This window comes from Mesorhizobium sp. 113-3-3, from assembly GCF_016756495.1.
GTDB lineage: Bacteria > Pseudomonadota > Alphaproteobacteria > Rhizobiales > Rhizobiaceae > Mesorhizobium.
Genome location: NZ_AP023243.1, coordinates 4,510,321 through 4,526,701, shown reverse-complemented (window position 1 = coordinate 4,526,701; position 16,381 = coordinate 4,510,321). Strand labels below are relative to the sequence as shown.

Here is a 16,381-nt window from a genome sequence, read left to right as displayed (position 1 = left end):
AAAAAGGTACAAAATGGCAGGGATTACGGATTGTCCGGCCTTCATTGACGACCAAGGGGTGATGTATCATGGCTCAGAATTCTTTGCGGCTTGTAGAGGATAAGGCAGTGGACAAATCAAAGGCTCTGGATGCGGCGCTGTCGCAAATCGAGCGGGCTTTCGGCAAGGGCTCGATCATGCGGCTCGGCGCGAACGAGCAGGTCGTCGAGATCGAAACGGTGCCGACCGGCTCGCTCGGCCTCGACATCGCGCTCGGCGTCGGTGGCCTGCCACGCGGCCGCATCATCGAAATCTACGGGCCGGAAAGCTCGGGCAAGACGACGCTGGCGCTGCACACGGTGGCCGAAGCCCAGAAGAAGGGCGGCATCTGTGCCTTCGTCGACGCCGAGCATGCGCTCGATCCGGTCTATGCCCGCAAGCTTGGCGTCGATCTCGAGAACCTGCTGATCTCGCAGCCCGACACCGGCGAACAGGCGCTGGAAATCTGCGACACGCTGGTGCGCTCCGGCGCCATCGACGTGCTGGTGGTCGATTCGGTCGCGGCACTGACGCCGCGCGCTGAAATCGAAGGCGAGATGGGCGATTCGCTGCCCGGCCTGCAGGCCCGCCTGATGAGCCAGGCGCTGCGCAAGCTGACCGCCTCGATCTCGCGCTCCAACACCATGGTCATCTTCATCAACCAAATCCGCATGAAGATCGGCGTCATGTTCGGGTCGCCCGAGACCACGACCGGCGGCAACGCGCTGAAATTCTACGCATCGGTGCGCCTCGACATCCGCCGCATCGGCTCGGTCAAGGATCGCGACGAGGTCGTCGGCAACCAGACCCGTGTCAAGGTGGTCAAGAACAAGCTGGCGCCGCCCTTCAAGGTGGTCGAGTTCGACATCATGTATGGCGAGGGCGTGTCCAAGACCGGCGAACTGGTCGATCTCGGCGTCAAGGCTGGCGTGGTCGAGAAGTCGGGCGCCTGGTTCTCCTACAATTCGCAGCGCCTCGGCCAGGGCCGCGAAAATGCAAAACTTTTCCTGCGCGACAATCCCGATACCGCACGCGAGATCGAATTGGCGCTCAGGCAGAATGCCGGGCTGATCGCCGAAAAGTTCCTCGAGAATGGCGGCTCTGAAGGCGGCGACGACGGTTTTGAGGACGAAGCCGGCGCGATGTAGGGCAACCGGACAGAGTTCGGCCATAAAGCCGGCCTATGATCTGATGCTTAAGTAATCGAGTTCTTTAGTACCGCGTTCAAAACCGCCGGCCTTCGCGCCGGCGGTTTTCGTTTTGGCGGACCAATGGACTCCCTGGATTGGCCCAGTTCCGTGTTTCTGGACAGGCTCGGGCGTGCCCGCTAAAAGGCCAAATCTATTTCTGCAAAGCAGAGACCAGTTTCCGCCGGCCGCGCCGGCGGTTTTCGCGAAAAGGCAGCAGTCATGAGTGGCGTGAACGAGATCCGGTCGACCTTTCTCGACTATTTCCGCAAGGAGGGCCACGAGGTCGTGGCCTCGAGCCCGCTCGTGCCGCGCAACGATCCGACATTGATGTTCACCAATGCCGGCATGGTGCAGTTCAAGAACGTCTTCACCGGCCTGGAGAAGCGGTCCTATTCGCGCGCCACCACCGCCCAGAAGAGCGTTCGCGCCGGTGGCAAGCACAACGACCTCGACAATGTCGGCTACACCGCGCGCCACCTGACCTTCTTCGAGATGCTCGGCAATTTCTCCTTCGGCGACTATTTCAAGGAGCGCGCCATCGAGCTTGCCTGGAACCTGATCACCAAGGAGTTCGGGCTGAAGAAGGACAAGCTGCTGGTCACCGTCTACCACACCGACGATGAGGCGGCCGGCTTCTGGAAGAAGATCGCGGGTTTCTCGGACGATCGCATCATCCGCATCGCGACCTCGGACAATTTCTGGGCGATGGGCGATACCGGCCCTTGCGGGCCGTGCTCGGAAATCTTCATCGATCGCGGCGAGCACATCTGGGGCGGACCTCCCGGCAGCCCGGAAGAGGATGGCGACCGCTTCCTCGAATTCTGGAACCTGGTGTTCATGCAGTATGAACAGGTGACGAAGGAGGAGCGCATCGACCTGCCGCGTCCGTCCATCGACACCGGCATGGGTCTGGAGCGCATGGCCTCGATCCTGCAGGGCGTGGAGAGCGTCTTCGAGACCGACCTTTTCCGTCATTTGATCGATGCGGCGTCCTCCGCGCTCGGCCGCGCTCCGGATGCGGAAACGGTGGCGTCCTACCGCGTCATCGCCGATCATTTGCGCTCGTCCTCCTTCCTGGTCGCGGACGGCGTGCTGCCGTCGAACGAAGGCCGCGGCTACGTGCTGCGCCGCATCATGCGCCGCGCCATGCGCCACGCGCAGCTGCTCGGCGCGAACGAACCGCTGATGTGGAAGCTGGTGCCGGCGCTGGTGCGCGAGATGGGCCAGGCCTATCCCGAACTGCCGCGCGGCGAGCAGCTGATCACGGAGACGCTGAAGCTCGAGGAAACGCGCTTCCGCAAGACGCTGGTGCGCGGCCTCGGCCTGCTCTCCGAGGCGACGGAAACGCTGCACGCCGGCGACATGCTGGATGGCGAAACTGCGTTCAAGCTCTACGACACCTACGGCTTCCCGCTCGACTTGACGCAGGACGCCCTGCGCCAGCGCAGCATCTCGGTCGATCTTGCCGGCTTCACCAATGCGATGGAGCAGCAGAAGGCCGAGGCGCGCAAGCACTGGACCGGGTCCGGCGAGGCCGCGACCGAGACTGTGTGGTTCTCCGTGCGCGAACAGACCGGCGCCACCGAGTTCCTCGGCTACGAGACCGAACAGGCGGAAGGCCTGATCCAGGCGCTGGTCAAGGATGGCAAGACCGTCGACAGCGCCGGCAAGGGCGACGCCGTTGCGGTGGTCGTCAACCAGACGCCGTTCTATGGCGAGTCCGGCGGCCAGATGGGCGACACCGGCATCATCTCAGGCGAAGGATTCTCAATCGAGATCTCGGACACGCAGAAGAAGGCCGATGGGCTGTTCGTGCATCTGGGCAAGGTGGCGAGCGGCACGGTCAAGACCGGCGCTCCCGTCGAATTGAAGGTCGACCACGCGCGCCGCACCAGGCTGCGGGCCAACCATTCCGCCACGCACCTGATCCATGAGGCGCTGCGCGAGGTGCTGGGCACCCATGTCGCGCAGAAGGGCTCGCTGGTCGCGCCGGAGCGGCTGCGTTTCGACATCTCGCACAACAAGCCGATCTCGGCCGAGGAGCTTGAAGAGGTCGAGCGCATGGCCAACGAAATCGTCGTGCAGAACAGCCCGGTGACCACGCGGCTGATGTCGGTCGACGACGCCATCTCCGAGGGCGCCATGGCGCTGTTCGGCGAGAAGTATGGCGATGAAGTACGCGTCGTGTCGATGGGCACGGGGCTGCACGGCGCCAAGGCCAACCGGCCTTATTCGGTAGAACTCTGCGGCGGCACCCATGTCAGGGCGACCGGCGATATCGGCCTGATCCGCGTCGTCTCCGACGGCGCGGTCGCCGCCGGCGTGCGCCGCATCGAGGCGCTGACGGGCGAAGCAGCGCGCAGACACCTCGACGAGCAGGACAGGCGCCTGAAGGCGGCGGCAGCCGTGCTGAAGATCTCGCCAGCCGATGTGCCGGCGCGTGTCGAGACGCTGCTCGAAGAGCGCAAGAAGATCGAGAAGGAACTGAGCGAGGCGCGCAAGAAACTGGCGCTCGGCGGCGGCGCCGCGGCGGGTGCGCCCTCGGAGAACGAGACGGTCGCGGGCGTCGGCTTCCTCGGCAAGGCGGTCTCCGGCGTCTCGCCGAAGGATCTGAAGCCGCTGGCCGATGCCGGCAAGACGTCGCTCGGCTCCGGCGTCGTCGTCTTCGTCGGCACTGGCGAGGACAACAAGGCCAGCGTCGTCGTCGCAGTCACCGACGACCTCGTCGGCCGCTTCAGCGCCGTCGACCTGGTGCGCGTCGCCTCCGCCGCCTTGGGCGGGCAGGGCGGTGGCGGTCGGCCCGACATGGCTCAGGCCGGTGGCCCGGATGCCTCGAAGGCAAATGATGCGATCGCGGCTGTGAAGGCAGCGCTCGAAGCGGCTTAAGCTGCGGGAATCGTCCCACTTTCGGGGCAATGCTGCCCCTCATCTGGCTGCCGCCATCTACTCCCCGTTGAACGGGGAGAAGATGCTGTCATCGCGGCTTTCGCTAATCGCCAACGTTGCAGGAGAGGTACCGGCGTCGGGGCCAGCCTCTTTCGCCCCGTTTACGGGGAGAAATGCCCGGCAGGGCAATGAGGGGCGGCGCTGACATCAAAAAAAGCTCGCTCGACAGCCATGACGAGAAGCGTGCTCATTCGGCCTTTTCAGTCTTCACAAAACCGTGCCGTGCGGCAATCCGCCCGTACCAGTCCTGAATATCCGCGAACCGCGCCAACAAATCTCGCCCCTCGGCGACCTTGACGAAATAGCCGATGACCGGCGCGGCATGCAGGTCGGCCAGCGTCAGCCGATCACCAAGCAGCCAGGGTCCATCCGCCTTAAGTGAAGTCAGAACTTTCAGCACGGTCTCCGCCTGGCGGAGTCCGTTGGCAATCAAAGCCTCGTCTGGCTCCGCCTTTTCCAGCCGCTCGACGGCAACGTCCCAAACCATGGGACGGTAGCCATAGGCGTCGAGCATGCCTGTCATCTGGCCCATCCTGGCGCGGCCGCGCGCATCGGCGGGCTGCAGCGCCGGACCGTCGAAGGCCTCGTCGATATAGCGCGCGATCGCATTGGTTTCGAACAGCCGGAAACCGTTATGCTCGAAGGCTGGGATGCGGCCGAACGGGTGATGTTCCAGATACCAGGCCGGGATGCTGTCGGCGGCGAAGATGTCGAGCGGCACCAGCTCGTAGTCGATGCCCTTTTCCTCCAGCGCCATCCGCGCGATGCGCACATAGACGCTGTAGTCCGCGCCGTAGAGGATTGGCCTGGTCATCGCTGTAACCTTCGGTCTCGCTCAGTTGGGGCCTAAAAAGCGAAGGCTCCTTTCGGAGCCTTCTGCATGTCGAAATGCGAGCGTTACGCCATCGCCTTCTGCAAATTCTCGTCGATCTTGTCGAGGAAGCCGGTGGTCGATAGCCAGGGCTGGTCGGGACCGATCAGCAGCGACAGGTCCTTGGTCATGAAGCCGCTCTCGACGGTCTGGATGCAGACCTTCTCCAGCGTTTCGGCGAAGCGCTTCAGTTCGGCATTGTCGTCGAGCTTGGCGCGGTGGGCGAGGCCACGCGTCCAGGCGAAGATCGAGGCGATCGAATTGGTCGAGGTTTCCTCGCCCTTCTGGTGCTGGCGGTAGTGGCGGGTGACGGTGCCGTGCGCGGCTTCCGCTTCCACCGTCTTGCCGTCCGGCGTCATCAGCACCGAGGTCATCAGACCGAGCGAGCCGAAGCCTTGTGCGACCGTGTCGGACTGCACATCTCCGTCATAGTTCTTGCAGGCCCAGACATAGCCGCCCGACCATTTCAGGCTGGAGGCCACCATGTCGTCGATCAGCCGGTGTTCGTACCACAGCTTCTTTGCCTTGAACTCGGCCTCGAATTCAGCCTCGTAGACTTCCTGGAAAATGTCCTTGAAGCGGCCGTCATAGGCCTTGAGGATGGTGTTCTTGGTCGACAGATAGACCGGATAGTTGCGCAGCAGGCCGTAGTTCAGCGAGGCGCGGGCGAATTCGCGGATCGACTCGTCGAGATTGTACATGGCCATGGCGACACCGGCGCCGGGCGCGTCGAACACGTCATGCTCGATGACCTTGCCGTCCTCGCCGACGAACTTGATCGTCAGCTTGCCCTTGCCGGGGAAGCGGAAATCGGTGGCGCGGTACTGGTCGCCGAAGGCGTGACGGCCGACGATGATCGGCTTGGTCCAGCCGGGCACCAGGCGCGGCACGTTCTTCATGATGATCGGCTCGCGGAAGATGGTGCCGCCGAGGATGTTGCGGATGGTGCCGTTCGGCGACTTCCACATCTTCTTCAGCTTGAACTCCTCGACGCGCTGTTCGTCGGGGGTGATGGTCGCGCATTTCACGCCGACGCCGTATTTCTTGATGGCGTTTGCCGAATCGATCGTCACCTGGTCGTTGGTGGCGTCACGGTGCTCGATGCCGAGGTCGTAATATTCGAGCTTCAGGTCGAGATAAGGGTGGATCAGCTTGTCCTTGATGAACTGCCAGATGATGCGGGTCATCTCGTCGCCGTCGAGTTCGACGACCGGGTTCGCCACCTTGATCTTCGCCATGGAAAGAATGCCTCGTTGCTGGGATATGGGACGGCCTTGCCCGCGTGGCGTTCGGCCGGGAGATGCCGCCCGTATATCAAAGCGTTTTTGGCCGCGCAAACGGCGATCGGTCACGAATGTGGGGCCATGGCCGCCATCATTTGCGAATGCTTCATTTTCGCGGCCGAATATGGCAGGGGACGCTGAAATGCCGCAAACAGCAGTTCATTGACAATCATGCCCGTCACCAAAGATCCCGATAACGCTCCAGCCGCCGGTCCGGCCATCATCCTCGTCGAGCCGCAGCTTGGCGAGAACATCGGCATGGTCGCTCGCGCCATGGCCAATTTCGGCTTGGCCGAACTGCGCCTGGTGAACCCGCGCGACGGCTGGCCGAGCGAGAAGGCGCGTGCCGCCGCAAGCCGCGCCGACCATGTCATCGACGCCGTGAAGGTGTTCGACGATCTGGCCGCCGCACTTGCCGATCTGAACTTCGTCTTCGCCACCACCGCCAGGCAGCGCGACGGCTTCAAGGCCGTGCGCGGGCCCGTGGAGGCGGGCAGGGTGCTGCGCGCCCGTCATGGCATGGGGCAGCGCACCGGCATCCTGTTCGGCCGCGAGCGCTTCGGCCTCTACAATGACGAAGTCGGGCTGGCCGACGAGATCGTCACCTTTCCCGTCGACCCTGATTTCTCCTCGCTCAACATCGCCCAGGCGGCACTGCTGATGTCCTATGAGTGGATGAAGTCCGGCCTGGAGGACGAGACCCAGACCAATTTCACCGGGCCGGAGATGAAACCGGCCAGCAAGGAAGAACTGCACGGCCTGTTTGCCTATCTCGAAGGCGCGTTGGAAGCGCGCGGCTATTTCCGGCCGGCGCCGAAGAAGCCGAAGATGGTCGACAATCTGCGCGCCGTGCTGACGCGCGCCGGCTTTGCCGAGCCGGAGCTCAAGGTGCTGCGCGGCATTATTTCCTCGCTGGACAGGTTCTCCCCGGCAATGCCGCGCGGCGACGGTTCGCCGGGCGACGATCCAAGGCGGCTTCCGGCCGCCGCGCGCGCCGGCAAGGCAGAGGCTGAACGCCAGGCGCACAAACCCGCCGGCGACGATGAGGACGCGCCGCCGCTTGGCGGCAAGGGAACCGACAATGACTGACCAGCCGATCCTGATGTTCGATTCCGGCGTCGGCGGCTTGACCGTGCTGCGAGAGGCGCGGGTGCTGATGCCGGACCGTCGCTTCGTCTATGTCGCGGACGATGCTGCCTTTCCGTTTGGCGCCTGGGAAGAACCGGCGCTGCGCACCCACATACTCGAGCTCTTCGCCAAATTGCTCGACAGGTTTGCGCCGGCGATTTCCGTCATTGCCTGCAATACCGCCTCGACACTGGTGATCGATGCGCTGCGTGACAGATTTCCCGGCCATCCCTTCGTCGGCACCGTGCCGGCGGTCAAGCCGGCGGCGGAGCGCACCCGCTCGGGCCTGGTCTCGGTGCTGGCGACGCCGGGCACGGTGAAGCGGCAATACACGCGCGACCTGATCAGCAAATGGGCGCAGAAATGCCATGTCCGCCTGGTCGGCAGCGACAGGCTGGCGGGGTTGGCCGAAGTCTATATGCGCGAGGGCTTTGTCGACGAGGAGGCCGTGCGCGCCGAGATATCGCCCTGCTTCATGGAACATGAGGGGCTCCGGACAGACATCGTCGTGCTCGCCTGCACGCATTATCCGTTCCTGGTCAACCGCATGCGCAAGACCGCGCCCTGGCCGGTCGACTGGATCGATCCGGCCGAAGCGATCGCCCGGCGGGCCCTTTCGCTGCTGCCGCCCGTCGACGGCGCGCTGCCGCAAGGCGAGCCCGATATCGCCGTCTTCACGTCCGGCAAGGCGGATTTCGCCGTCAGCCGGCTGATGCAGGGCTTTGGACTGGCGGCGGAAACGTCTGCCGCTTAAACGGGTTCGAAGACGATGCTGCGTTGATCCGGGTCGGCCGAGGCCAGCTTTAGCGTTACACCGTCGCCCTGCCTGAGTCCGGAGGCCTTCACTGTGGCAACGACAGGCATGTCGGCAAGCTGGACGCGCACGCCATGGTCGACGAAGTCGGTGACGACGGCTTTGAACGTTTCCCCTTCGCGTCCCCTGAGCATCACCGCCTCTGCAAGGTCGATGGCCGCATGGTTGATCCGCGAAGCGCGGGCATCCGCGCGTCCCATCACCTTCGGCAGTCCAGCGAACGCATCGCTGACGGCCTGCGGCACCGACTGGCCGTTGGCGATCGCCAGCGCGCAGCGCACGACGTAGCGATCGGCCAGCCGCCTGAGTGGCGCGGTGGCATGGGCATAGGTCGCGGCCATCGCCTCGTGCCAGGGGACGACGCCTTCCTGGTAGGGCTGGTAGGACGCGCCATTGCCCGCGCGGCGGATTTCCAGCATCAACGCCGCTTGTTTAGGATCAGCCGGATCGAGCGTGCGCTGATAATCGCGGAGGTTGGTTGAGGCGGGCCAGGACAGGCCGAGCGCCTGTGCCGCGTTGCGCAGCCTTTGCACCTTGGACGCGTCCGGCCCGGACATCACGCGAAACAGCCCGGTCTTGTGCGCCAGCATAGCGTCGGCAATCGCCATGTTGGCAGCCAGTGAAAGCGCGGCGTTGTCCTGCTCGGATTGCAGGATCGGTCTGAACGAGAGCCGGAAACTGCCATCGGCAAGCCTTTCCACCTCCTGCTCGGGCGGGTCGACGCGGGAAGCGCCGCGCCGTTCTTCGTTTGCCGCCATGCGCCGCGCCAGTTCGCCGAAGCCGACTGGTACGTCGGAGGCCGTCACGCTGTCATAAGCGAGCTTGGCGCGGCTTCGAATGATGGCCCGCTCCGCGCCATCCAACTTTACCGCACCGTCCTCAGCGACCCGAACCGTGAAGATAACAGATGGACGCGGTCTGTCCGGCAGCAGGCTCGCCGCCGCCTCGGCAATTGCCGGCGGATAGAGCCCGGCCTTGCCGTCCGGCAGATAAAGCGTCTCGCCCCGCGTCCAGGCTTCGAGATCCAGCGCGTCGCCGTCCTCGACAAACCAGGCCACGTCGGCAATGGCGTAATGCAAGAGAAGATCGCCCCCGCTCGCTTCGATCGAGAACGCCTGGTCAAGATCGGTGGAGGTAGCGGGATCGAGCGTGACGAAGGGCATATCGGTTCGATCGGCATGCTGGTTCGGCACACGCCTGGTCGCCGCCTCCGCTGCTGCCGTGACGTCGGCAGGAAATCCGTCCGCCACGTGGAATTCGGTGCGGATCTTCGCCAGGCCGGTGGAGAGCGCTTGTGAGGGGTCTGTCAGAGACTTCATTCAGCCGTCCTACACCGGAGTTCCGGATACGGGAAGGCTGCCGGCGAATCGCCAAGCCGGCCGCCTGACGAGCTGGCACAGCCCGCCGAGGAACCGGGCGGCCGGCGCTGGAACCGCCACCGAAGCGCGGCGTTTCACCTGACAGAAAGGAGAAACCGCCATGCCAGCCACCTCGAAAGCCCAGCAAAAAGCCGCCGGCGCTGCACTCTCCGCCAAGCGCGGTGAGACGAAAAAGAGCGAACTCAAGGGCGCTTCCAAGGGAATGTACGAATCCATGAGCGAGAAGCAGCTCGAGGAATTCGCCGAGACGAAGCGCAAGGGATTGCCGGAAAAGAAGTCAAAAGACTGACCGCGTCGTTCACGACACGCTGGCCCAAACAGACCAAGGCCCGCGCGAAACTGCGGGCCTTGCCTTAAGCAATCTCCGGGCAAATGTTTGCCTTACCAGCGATGGCAGCGCCTTACCTTTGTCACGATCACCTTGCGGTGGCCATGCCGCCACACCACCCTTTTCTTGACGATGACGCGGCACACTTGTTTGTGGCCGTGCCAATGGCGCGCCATGGCCGGTTCGGGCGCCACCGCCATCGAACCTGCAAGCACTGCGGCGCCTGCCAAGGTAAGGAAGAACTTCTTCATGCTGATTGGACTCCTCTAGCTCCAGATCCCTTCCTGGTGCCGTTGGCGCAAAACCTCCCGCCACATCCGGCATCGCTCAACGTCCGGAACGCTATAGGGTTGCGTCGTGCCGTGCCACTCACAAGCTTGACACCGGTTAAATCTCGGTTTAACCAGCCGCCAACGCCGGGCAGCGATGTCCGGTGTTTGTTTTGTATGCGCAAGACCGGTTGCCTTGGTTTCTGGTTTTGTTTGAACTGACGTGTCCCGTGGGTTTTCCGCCGCGTTGCGTGGGAAAACCCTGTCAGGTCTCGAAAACGGAGGCCAGAGGAGGGCGCGTTTCCTTCACCCGGACCATGAGGTGCCGGGTGTGTTGTTTTGAAAAGGGAATGCGATGAGCAAGCGCGAATCCGCGAAATACAAGATCGACCGCCGTCTCGGCGAAAATATCTGGGGCCGCCCGAAGTCCCCGGTCAACAAGCGTGAATACGGCCCCGGCCAGCACGGCCAGCGCCGCAAGGGCAAGCTTTCCGACTTCGGCCTGCAGCTGCGCGCCAAGCAGAAGCTGAAGGGTCACTATGGCGACGTTTCGGAAAAGCAGTTCCGCAAGGTCTATGAAGAGGCCGACCGCCGCAAGGGCGACACCTCGGAGAACCTGATCGGCCTGCTCGAATCGCGTCTCGACGCGGTCGTCTACCGCGCCAAGTTCGTGCCAACCATTTTCGCGGCCCGCCAGTTCGTCAACCACGGCCACGTCAACGTCAACGGCAAGCGCGTCAACATCGGCTCGTACCGCTGCAAGCCGGGCGACGTCGTCGAAGTGCGCGAAAAGTCGAAGCAGCTGGTCATCGTCCTGGAATCGGTCGGCCTGGCCGAGCGCGACGTTCCGGACTACATAGAAGCCGATCACAACAAGATGGTCGCGACCTTCTCGCGCATCCCTGGCCTGGCGGACGTTCCGTTCGCCGTGCAGATGGAGCCGAACCTGGTCGTCGAATTCTATTCGCGCTAAGCGAACGCTTTTCTGCGATACCGGAAAGGCCGCCCTCGAGGCGGCCTTTTTGTTTGGCGCATCCGCTTTGCCGTTTCGATTTTCCGGCCGATGCGCTAATGCGAGCGGACGTTACATCCTGGGGCCGCCGCGCCATGAACATGCAGCCAGACATCGAGACGCTTGAACCGGCCGCCGAAGGCGGCTCCCATCCGCTGTTCGCCGATGTGCCGTCGTCCGTCGAGTTCAACAAACTGCGCAAGCGGTTGCTGCGGCTGACCCGCCAGGCGATCGAGGATTTCTCGATGGTGGAGCCGGGCCAGCGCTGGCTGGTCGCGCTGTCGGGCGGCAAGGATTCCTACGGCCTGCTTGCCACGCTGCTCGACCTCAAATGGCGCGGGCTGCTGCCGGTCGAATTGCTGGCCTGCAATCTCGATCAGGGCCAGCCAAATTTCCCCAAGCACATCCTGCCGAATTACCTCAACGCCAACGGCATCGCCCACCGCATCGAGTACCAGGACACCTATTCGGTGGTCACCGACAAGCTGCCGCAGGGCAGCACCTATTGCTCGCTCTGCTCGCGGCTCAGGCGCGGCCATCTCTACCGGATCGCGCGCGAGGAGGGGTGCTCGGCGCTGGTGCTCGGCCATCATCGCGAGGATATCCTCGAGACTTTCTTCATGAACCTGTTCCATGGCGGCCGTCTCGCCGCCATGCCGCCAAAGCTGCTCAACGACGAGGGCGACGTCATGGTGCTGCGGCCGCTGAGCTATTGCGCCGAGATCGACCTCGAGAAATTCGCCGCCGCGATGCGGTTCCCGATCATTCCTTGCGACCTCTGCGGGAGCCAGGAAGGCCTCCAGCGCAACGCCATGAAGGCGATGCTGGAGGACATCGAAAAGCGCATGCCCGGCCGCAAGGACACGATGATCCGCGCGCTGTCCAACACCAGGCCCTCGCATCTGCTCGACCGGAAACTGTTCGATTTCGCCGCCCTGAACCAGACCCTCATCACAGGACAAGACGCATCCGATGACATTTGACGACAACGCGATCGACTGGCTGGCCAGCCTGCTGGCCGAGGCAGCCGACACGGAAATCATGCCCCGCTTTCGCCGGCTGGGCGACGGCGACATCAGGCAGAAGACCTCCGCCGCCGATCTGGTGACGGAAGCCGATGTCAACGCCGAGCGGCTGATCACCGCCAGGCTGCGCCAGCGTTATCCCGACGCCATGGTCGTCGGGGAGGAAGCCTGTTCCGACGACCCGGCGCTGCTCGACGGTCTGGGCGATGCCGATCTGGCCTTCGTCATCGATCCGGTCGACGGCACCTTCAACTTCGCCTCCGGTGTGCCGCTGTTCGGCGTCATGCTCGGCGTCGTGGTCAAGGGCGAGACGGTCGCCGGCATCATCCATGATCCGGTCGGCAAGGACTGGCTGATCGGCGCCAAGGGCGCCGGCAGCCATATCCGCCATGCGCATGGTACGCTGGAGAAGGTGCGGGTTGCCGCAAGCGCGCCGATCTCCGGGATGACCGGGGCGGTCTCCTGGCAGTACATGGCCGAGCCAGACCGCACGCGGCTGGCCTGCAACCAGACCAAGACGCTGTCGCAGTTCAACTACCGCTGCGCCGCCCACGAATACCGCCTGCTGGCGAGCGGCCATGGCCATTTCGTCGTCTACAACAAGCTGATGCCGTGGGATCATCTCGCCGGTGTGCTGATCCATGCCGAGGCCGGCGGCCATGCCGCGCGTTTCGACGGCACGCCCTATCTGCCGTCGCATGTCGGCGGCGGCCTGCTGGTCGCCCCCGATCGCGAAAGCTGGAAGGAGTTGCGCCGCGAACTGTGGGCTGCGTAGGATCATTTCCCAGGGCCGGCGCTTGACTGCCGGTTTTGTGCGGCCGAAGAATTGGTGCGCACGCGGGGCCCTCGAATGAAATCTCGGTTCGCAATTCTTGCGGCGGCTCTGGCCGCGATCGTGTTTACCAATGCCAAGCCGGCAATCGCACAAGAGCGTCCCTGCCACAGTACCGATCCCGTCGACACGCTCAAGGAGATGTCGGAGGCGATTTATGCCTGTTGGAAGCCGCCAGCGGGAACCGCGGGCATGTCGCTGACGCTGCAGTTCTCACTGCGCCGCAACGGCACGCTGATCGGCAAGCCTCGCGCCACCTATTCCGATCTGGGGACGGATCCGCAACTCAGCCGGGCTTTCGTGGCATCCATCCTCAAGGCACTCGACGAGTCGCTGCCATTGCCCTTTTCGGACAGTATGGGCGGAGCAATCGCGGGGCGCATGCTTGCGCCTCGCTTCACGGCGGCGATTGAAGGTGCATCCTGACGCAATTCGTCTAATGCAGGTCGGTGATATGCCCTGAAACGGGTGGGTTGTGCGGCTGGAACATCTTGCCGCGTTCGGCGATCAGGATCATCAGCAACGCCGCGACCGAGACGCTGCAGAAGCCGGCGGCAAGCGGCGTCACCGTGCCGTTGAACGCCTGGCCGATCAGCGTGCCGAGGATGCCGCCGAGAAACGTCTGCATGAAGCCCAGTATGGACGACGCCGTGCCGGCCAGTTGGCCGAGCGGTTCCATGGCCAGCGCGTTGAAATTGGCGCCAAGCGCGCCGAAGGGGAGCATGGCGCAGGCGAAGAAGGTGATGAACAGCCAGAGCGGCATCTTGATTTCCAGCGAGACCACCAGCCATGCCAGGCTGATGACCAGGAACAAAAGCAGCGCGCTCTGCGACAGCCGGCGCATGCCGATGCGGCCGACAAGGCGTGAATTCAGAAAATTGGAGAAGGCGAGCACGCCGGCGACCCCGGCGAAGATCACCGGGAACATCTCGCCGACGTTGAAGATGTCGACATAGATCTGCTGCGCCGAGGCGATAAAGCCGAACATGGCGGCGAAGATGAAGGTGCTGGCAAAGGCGTAGCAGAGCGCGATGCGGTTGGTCAGCACGATGCGGAATCCGCCGAGGACGGAGGAGACCGTCAGTTGCCGGCGATATTCGGGGCGCAGCGTTTCAGGCAGGCGCAGCAGCGACCACGCTGACACGATCAGCGCGCCGACGGCCATGGTGACGAAGATGTAGTGCCAGGTCGCGAACAGCATGATGAACTGGCCAATGCCCGGCGCAATGACCGGTATCGCCATGAACACCATGAAGATCAACGACATCACCTCCGCCATGCGCCGGCCTTCGAACGTATCACGGACGATCGATACCGCGATGACGCGGGTGGCGGCGGCCCCGATGCCTTGGACGGCGCGGCATAGCAGCAGCGTTTCAAAGCTTGGCGCGATGGCTGCCGCTGCAGCCGCCGCCACATAGATGATCAGACCCGCGACGAGCGGCGAGCGGCGGCCGAACCGGTCCGAGATCGGCCCGAAGAACAGCTGGCCGCCGCCAAAACCCAGAATGTAGGCGGTGATCACATATTGCCGGTGGTTTTCATTCTCGACGCCGAGCGAGGCGCCGATCTGCTGCAGCGCCGGCAGCATGATGTCGATGGCCAGCGAATTCAGCGCCATCAGCGCCGCGCACAGCGCAATGAACTCCCAGCGCGGAATAGGCAGCTTGCTTGCCGGCGGCAAGGTGCTTGCCCGTTGCGGCGCTGTCGATTGCTGGTCCACGGCAAGTCCGATCTCTCAAACGAAAATGCGCCGGCGGGCCGGCGCATTGGCTCGTCTTGGGTCCCGATACCGGGACATGTAAATTGCCGAGGTGGGCTGCCCCGGTGTGCAGTCGTTACGACATGCCAAAAACCGAAATCAGGCGGCGCCTTTAACGCTCACACCCTTTTCGACCAGGAAGGTCTGCAACTCGCCGGCCTGGAACATCTCGCGGACAATATCGCAGCCGCCGACGAATTCGCCCTTGACGTAGAGCTGCGGGATCGTCGGCCAGTTGGAATAATCCTTGATGCCCTGGCGCAGTTCAGCCGAGTCCAGGACATTCACGCCTTTGTAGTCGGCGCCGATATAGTCGAGGATCTGGACGACCTGGCCGGAAAAACCGCACTGCGGAAAACCGGGCGTGCCCTTCATGAAAAGCACGACGTCGTTGCCCTTCACTTCATTGTCGATGTAGTCGTTGATACCGCTCATGGAAAATCCTTTCACGCCCGTGGGAGTCAGGCTCGAAGCATGTCTTTCAAATAAACCCATAGGTTGCCCGAAACAAGACATTAGCCGCGCCATGGCCGAAATGGCGCAAAGGATGGGCGGGTTTGGGCCAAGCGGGAGTTGGCCCGAACGGCCTCAGTCGGGAACGCTGGTCTGCAGCGCCAGGGCGTGCAGCACGCCGCCCATATTGCCCTTCAGCGCGTCATAGACCATCTGGTGCTGCTGGATGCGGCTCTTTCCCCGAAAGCTCTCGGCGACGACTTCCGCCGCATAGTGGTCGCCGTCGCCGGCGAGGTCGCGGATCGTCACCTTGGCGTCCGGAATGCCGTCCTTGATCAGTTTTTCGATGTCGTGGGCATCCATTGCCATTGCATAATTCCTGTTTCGGGCGGGCGGCAGCGTGGCCGTCCGTGCGATGAGAGTCGGGGTAAACTAAAGCCTTTCCGGCCGCGATTGAAGCCGTTCCATCCCTCGCCCGCGCGATTGTCGCCTAGGACGCGTTCCGGTCCGGATGGACCGTCTCGGAAGCGGGGTCGTCTTCGCGCGTCGAGAAGGTGCGGCCAAGGCTGAAGACCAGCACGTAGAGGGGGATGTTGACCACAAGATTGGCGATCGGCAGGTAGCTGGTCATCTGCCAGGCTGGCGAGAAGAGTGGTTGGCCGTAGCCGTCGCAGACAAGCGACGAGCCATACTCCCAAAAGGCCCCCAGCACGGCCGCGACAGCGAAAAGCTTGATGCAGGTGAGGACCCGGCTTGCCCGCGCCGGCTCCGGCAGAAGCCGGTTCCAGAGCACCAGGCAGACGATCGGAACCGCGTAGATGAGGTTCTGCAGCGCCAGCATCGGCAGCGCGCCGTTGGCCGCGTCAAGGAATTCGGCGCGCGTCTCCAGCCTCGGGCAAACCTCACTCGAGGTCGTCGACAGCAGGAAGAAGACGAACGGCCCGAGGAACCAGAAGAAGAACAGCGACGGCCAGAAGACGACTGCAAGCAGCGCCCGGGCAGCCAGTCTCCTGTGATTGAGCATGATCTTTTTCCGAAAACCGGGTTCCACTTTTCGGGATCATGCTCTGC

At 63.5% G+C, this 16,381-nt stretch carries 17 protein-coding genes; 9 read left to right on the top strand and 8 right to left on the bottom strand.

The window, feature by feature from the left end; all coding sequences use genetic code 11:
- Positions 1-68 precede the first annotated feature (68 nt).
- The gene (gene recA, locus JG746_RS22210) at positions 69-1,166 is read left to right on the top strand and encodes a recombinase RecA (protein WP_010909075.1); all 1,098 of its coding nucleotides are present in this window, start codon (positions 69-71) and stop codon (positions 1,164-1,166) included.
- Between the two features lie 261 nt (positions 1,167-1,427).
- The gene (gene alaS, locus JG746_RS22205; RefSeq protein WP_202354684.1) at positions 1,428-4,094 is read left to right on the top strand and encodes an alanine--tRNA ligase; all 2,667 of its coding nucleotides are present in this window, start codon (positions 1,428-1,430) and stop codon (positions 4,092-4,094) included.
- A 247-nt stretch (positions 4,095-4,341) separates the two neighbouring features.
- On the opposite strand, the gene JG746_RS22200 is transcribed toward alaS, so the two are convergent.
- Both JG746_RS22200 and JG746_RS22195 read right to left on the bottom strand, forming a co-directional pair.
- Positions 4,342-4,968: a glutathione S-transferase family protein gene (locus JG746_RS22200; protein ID WP_202354683.1), complete on the bottom strand. Its 627-nt coding sequence runs from the start codon at positions 4,966-4,968 to the stop codon at positions 4,342-4,344.
- 83 nt (positions 4,969-5,051) lie between these two features.
- The gene (locus JG746_RS22195) at positions 5,052-6,263 is read right to left on the bottom strand and encodes an NADP-dependent isocitrate dehydrogenase (RefSeq protein ID WP_038646407.1); all 1,212 of its coding nucleotides are present in this window, start codon (positions 6,261-6,263) and stop codon (positions 5,052-5,054) included.
- 216 nt (positions 6,264-6,479) lie between these two features.
- On the opposite strand from JG746_RS22195, the gene JG746_RS22190 reads away from it, so the two are divergent.
- Together JG746_RS22190 and murI are read left to right on the top strand one after the other, a co-directional pair.
- Positions 6,480-7,397 (top strand): RNA methyltransferase, encoded by a 918-nt coding sequence (locus tag JG746_RS22190; RefSeq protein WP_202354682.1) that lies wholly within the window; start codon positions 6,480-6,482, stop codon positions 7,395-7,397.
- A complete protein-coding gene (murI, locus tag JG746_RS22185) occupies positions 7,390-8,190 on the top strand; it encodes a glutamate racemase (protein ID WP_202354681.1) in 801 nt (266 codons plus the stop codon). Before JG746_RS22190 ends, murI begins: the two co-directional genes overlap by 8 nt.
- Here murI and JG746_RS22180 read toward each other — a convergent pair.
- Positions 8,187-9,569, bottom strand: coding sequence for an RNB domain-containing ribonuclease (locus tag JG746_RS22180; protein WP_202354680.1), 1,383 nt, complete (start codon positions 9,567-9,569; stop codon positions 8,187-8,189). The two genes, murI and JG746_RS22180, sit on opposite strands and share 4 nt — an antisense overlap.
- A gap of 160 nt (positions 9,570-9,729) precedes the next feature.
- On the opposite strand from JG746_RS22180, the gene JG746_RS22175 reads away from it, so the two are divergent.
- Positions 9,730-9,918 carry a DUF3008 family protein gene (locus tag JG746_RS22175; protein ID WP_010909084.1) on the top strand — a complete coding sequence of 63 codons (189 nt, stop codon included), beginning with the start codon at positions 9,730-9,732 and terminating at the stop codon, positions 9,916-9,918.
- 92 nt (positions 9,919-10,010) lie between these two features.
- Here the strand turns inward: JG746_RS22175 and JG746_RS22170 are convergent, their stop codons facing one another.
- Complete coding sequence (locus tag JG746_RS22170; RefSeq protein WP_027028656.1) at positions 10,011-10,208, bottom strand: hypothetical protein; 198 nt, start codon at positions 10,206-10,208, stop codon at positions 10,011-10,013.
- 373 nt (positions 10,209-10,581) lie between these two features.
- On the opposite strand from JG746_RS22170, the gene rpsD reads away from it, so the two are divergent.
- The 4 genes from rpsD to JG746_RS22150 all read left to right on the top strand — a co-directional run bounded on the left by rpsD (position 10,582) and on the right by JG746_RS22150 (position 13,521).
- Positions 10,582-11,199: a 30S ribosomal protein S4 gene (gene rpsD, locus JG746_RS22165; RefSeq protein WP_013895883.1), complete on the top strand. Its 618-nt coding sequence runs from the start codon at positions 10,582-10,584 to the stop codon at positions 11,197-11,199.
- A 134-nt stretch (positions 11,200-11,333) separates the two neighbouring features.
- Complete coding sequence (gene ttcA / locus JG746_RS22160) at positions 11,334-12,221, top strand: tRNA 2-thiocytidine(32) synthetase TtcA (protein ID WP_202354679.1); 888 nt, start codon at positions 11,334-11,336, stop codon at positions 12,219-12,221.
- The gene (locus tag JG746_RS22155) at positions 12,211-13,038 is read left to right on the top strand and encodes an inositol monophosphatase family protein (protein ID WP_202354678.1); all 828 of its coding nucleotides are present in this window, start codon (positions 12,211-12,213) and stop codon (positions 13,036-13,038) included. The genes ttcA and JG746_RS22155 overlap by 11 nt, the downstream gene beginning before the upstream one ends.
- A gap of 75 nt (positions 13,039-13,113) precedes the next feature.
- The gene (locus JG746_RS22150) at positions 13,114-13,521 is read left to right on the top strand and encodes a hypothetical protein (RefSeq protein WP_202354677.1); all 408 of its coding nucleotides are present in this window, start codon (positions 13,114-13,116) and stop codon (positions 13,519-13,521) included.
- Between the two features lie 10 nt (positions 13,522-13,531).
- On the opposite strand, the gene JG746_RS22145 is transcribed toward JG746_RS22150, so the two are convergent.
- The 4 genes from JG746_RS22145 to JG746_RS22130 all read right to left on the bottom strand — a co-directional run bounded on the left by JG746_RS22145 (position 13,532) and on the right by JG746_RS22130 (position 16,334).
- Positions 13,532-14,818: a multidrug effflux MFS transporter gene (locus JG746_RS22145; protein ID WP_446721049.1), complete on the bottom strand. Its 1,287-nt coding sequence runs from the start codon at positions 14,816-14,818 to the stop codon at positions 13,532-13,534.
- A 138-nt stretch (positions 14,819-14,956) separates the two neighbouring features.
- Positions 14,957-15,292 carry a Grx4 family monothiol glutaredoxin gene (gene grxD, locus JG746_RS22140; protein WP_010909091.1) on the bottom strand — a complete coding sequence of 112 codons (336 nt, stop codon included), beginning with the start codon at positions 15,290-15,292 and terminating at the stop codon, positions 14,957-14,959.
- A gap of 153 nt (positions 15,293-15,445) precedes the next feature.
- Positions 15,446-15,679, bottom strand: coding sequence for a BolA/IbaG family iron-sulfur metabolism protein (locus JG746_RS22135; protein ID WP_202354676.1), 234 nt, complete (start codon positions 15,677-15,679; stop codon positions 15,446-15,448).
- Positions 15,680-15,800: 121 nt separating this feature from the next.
- Positions 15,801-16,334 (bottom strand): hypothetical protein, encoded by a 534-nt coding sequence (locus tag JG746_RS22130; protein WP_202354675.1) that lies wholly within the window; start codon positions 16,332-16,334, stop codon positions 15,801-15,803.
- Positions 16,335-16,381: the final 47 nt, after the last annotated feature.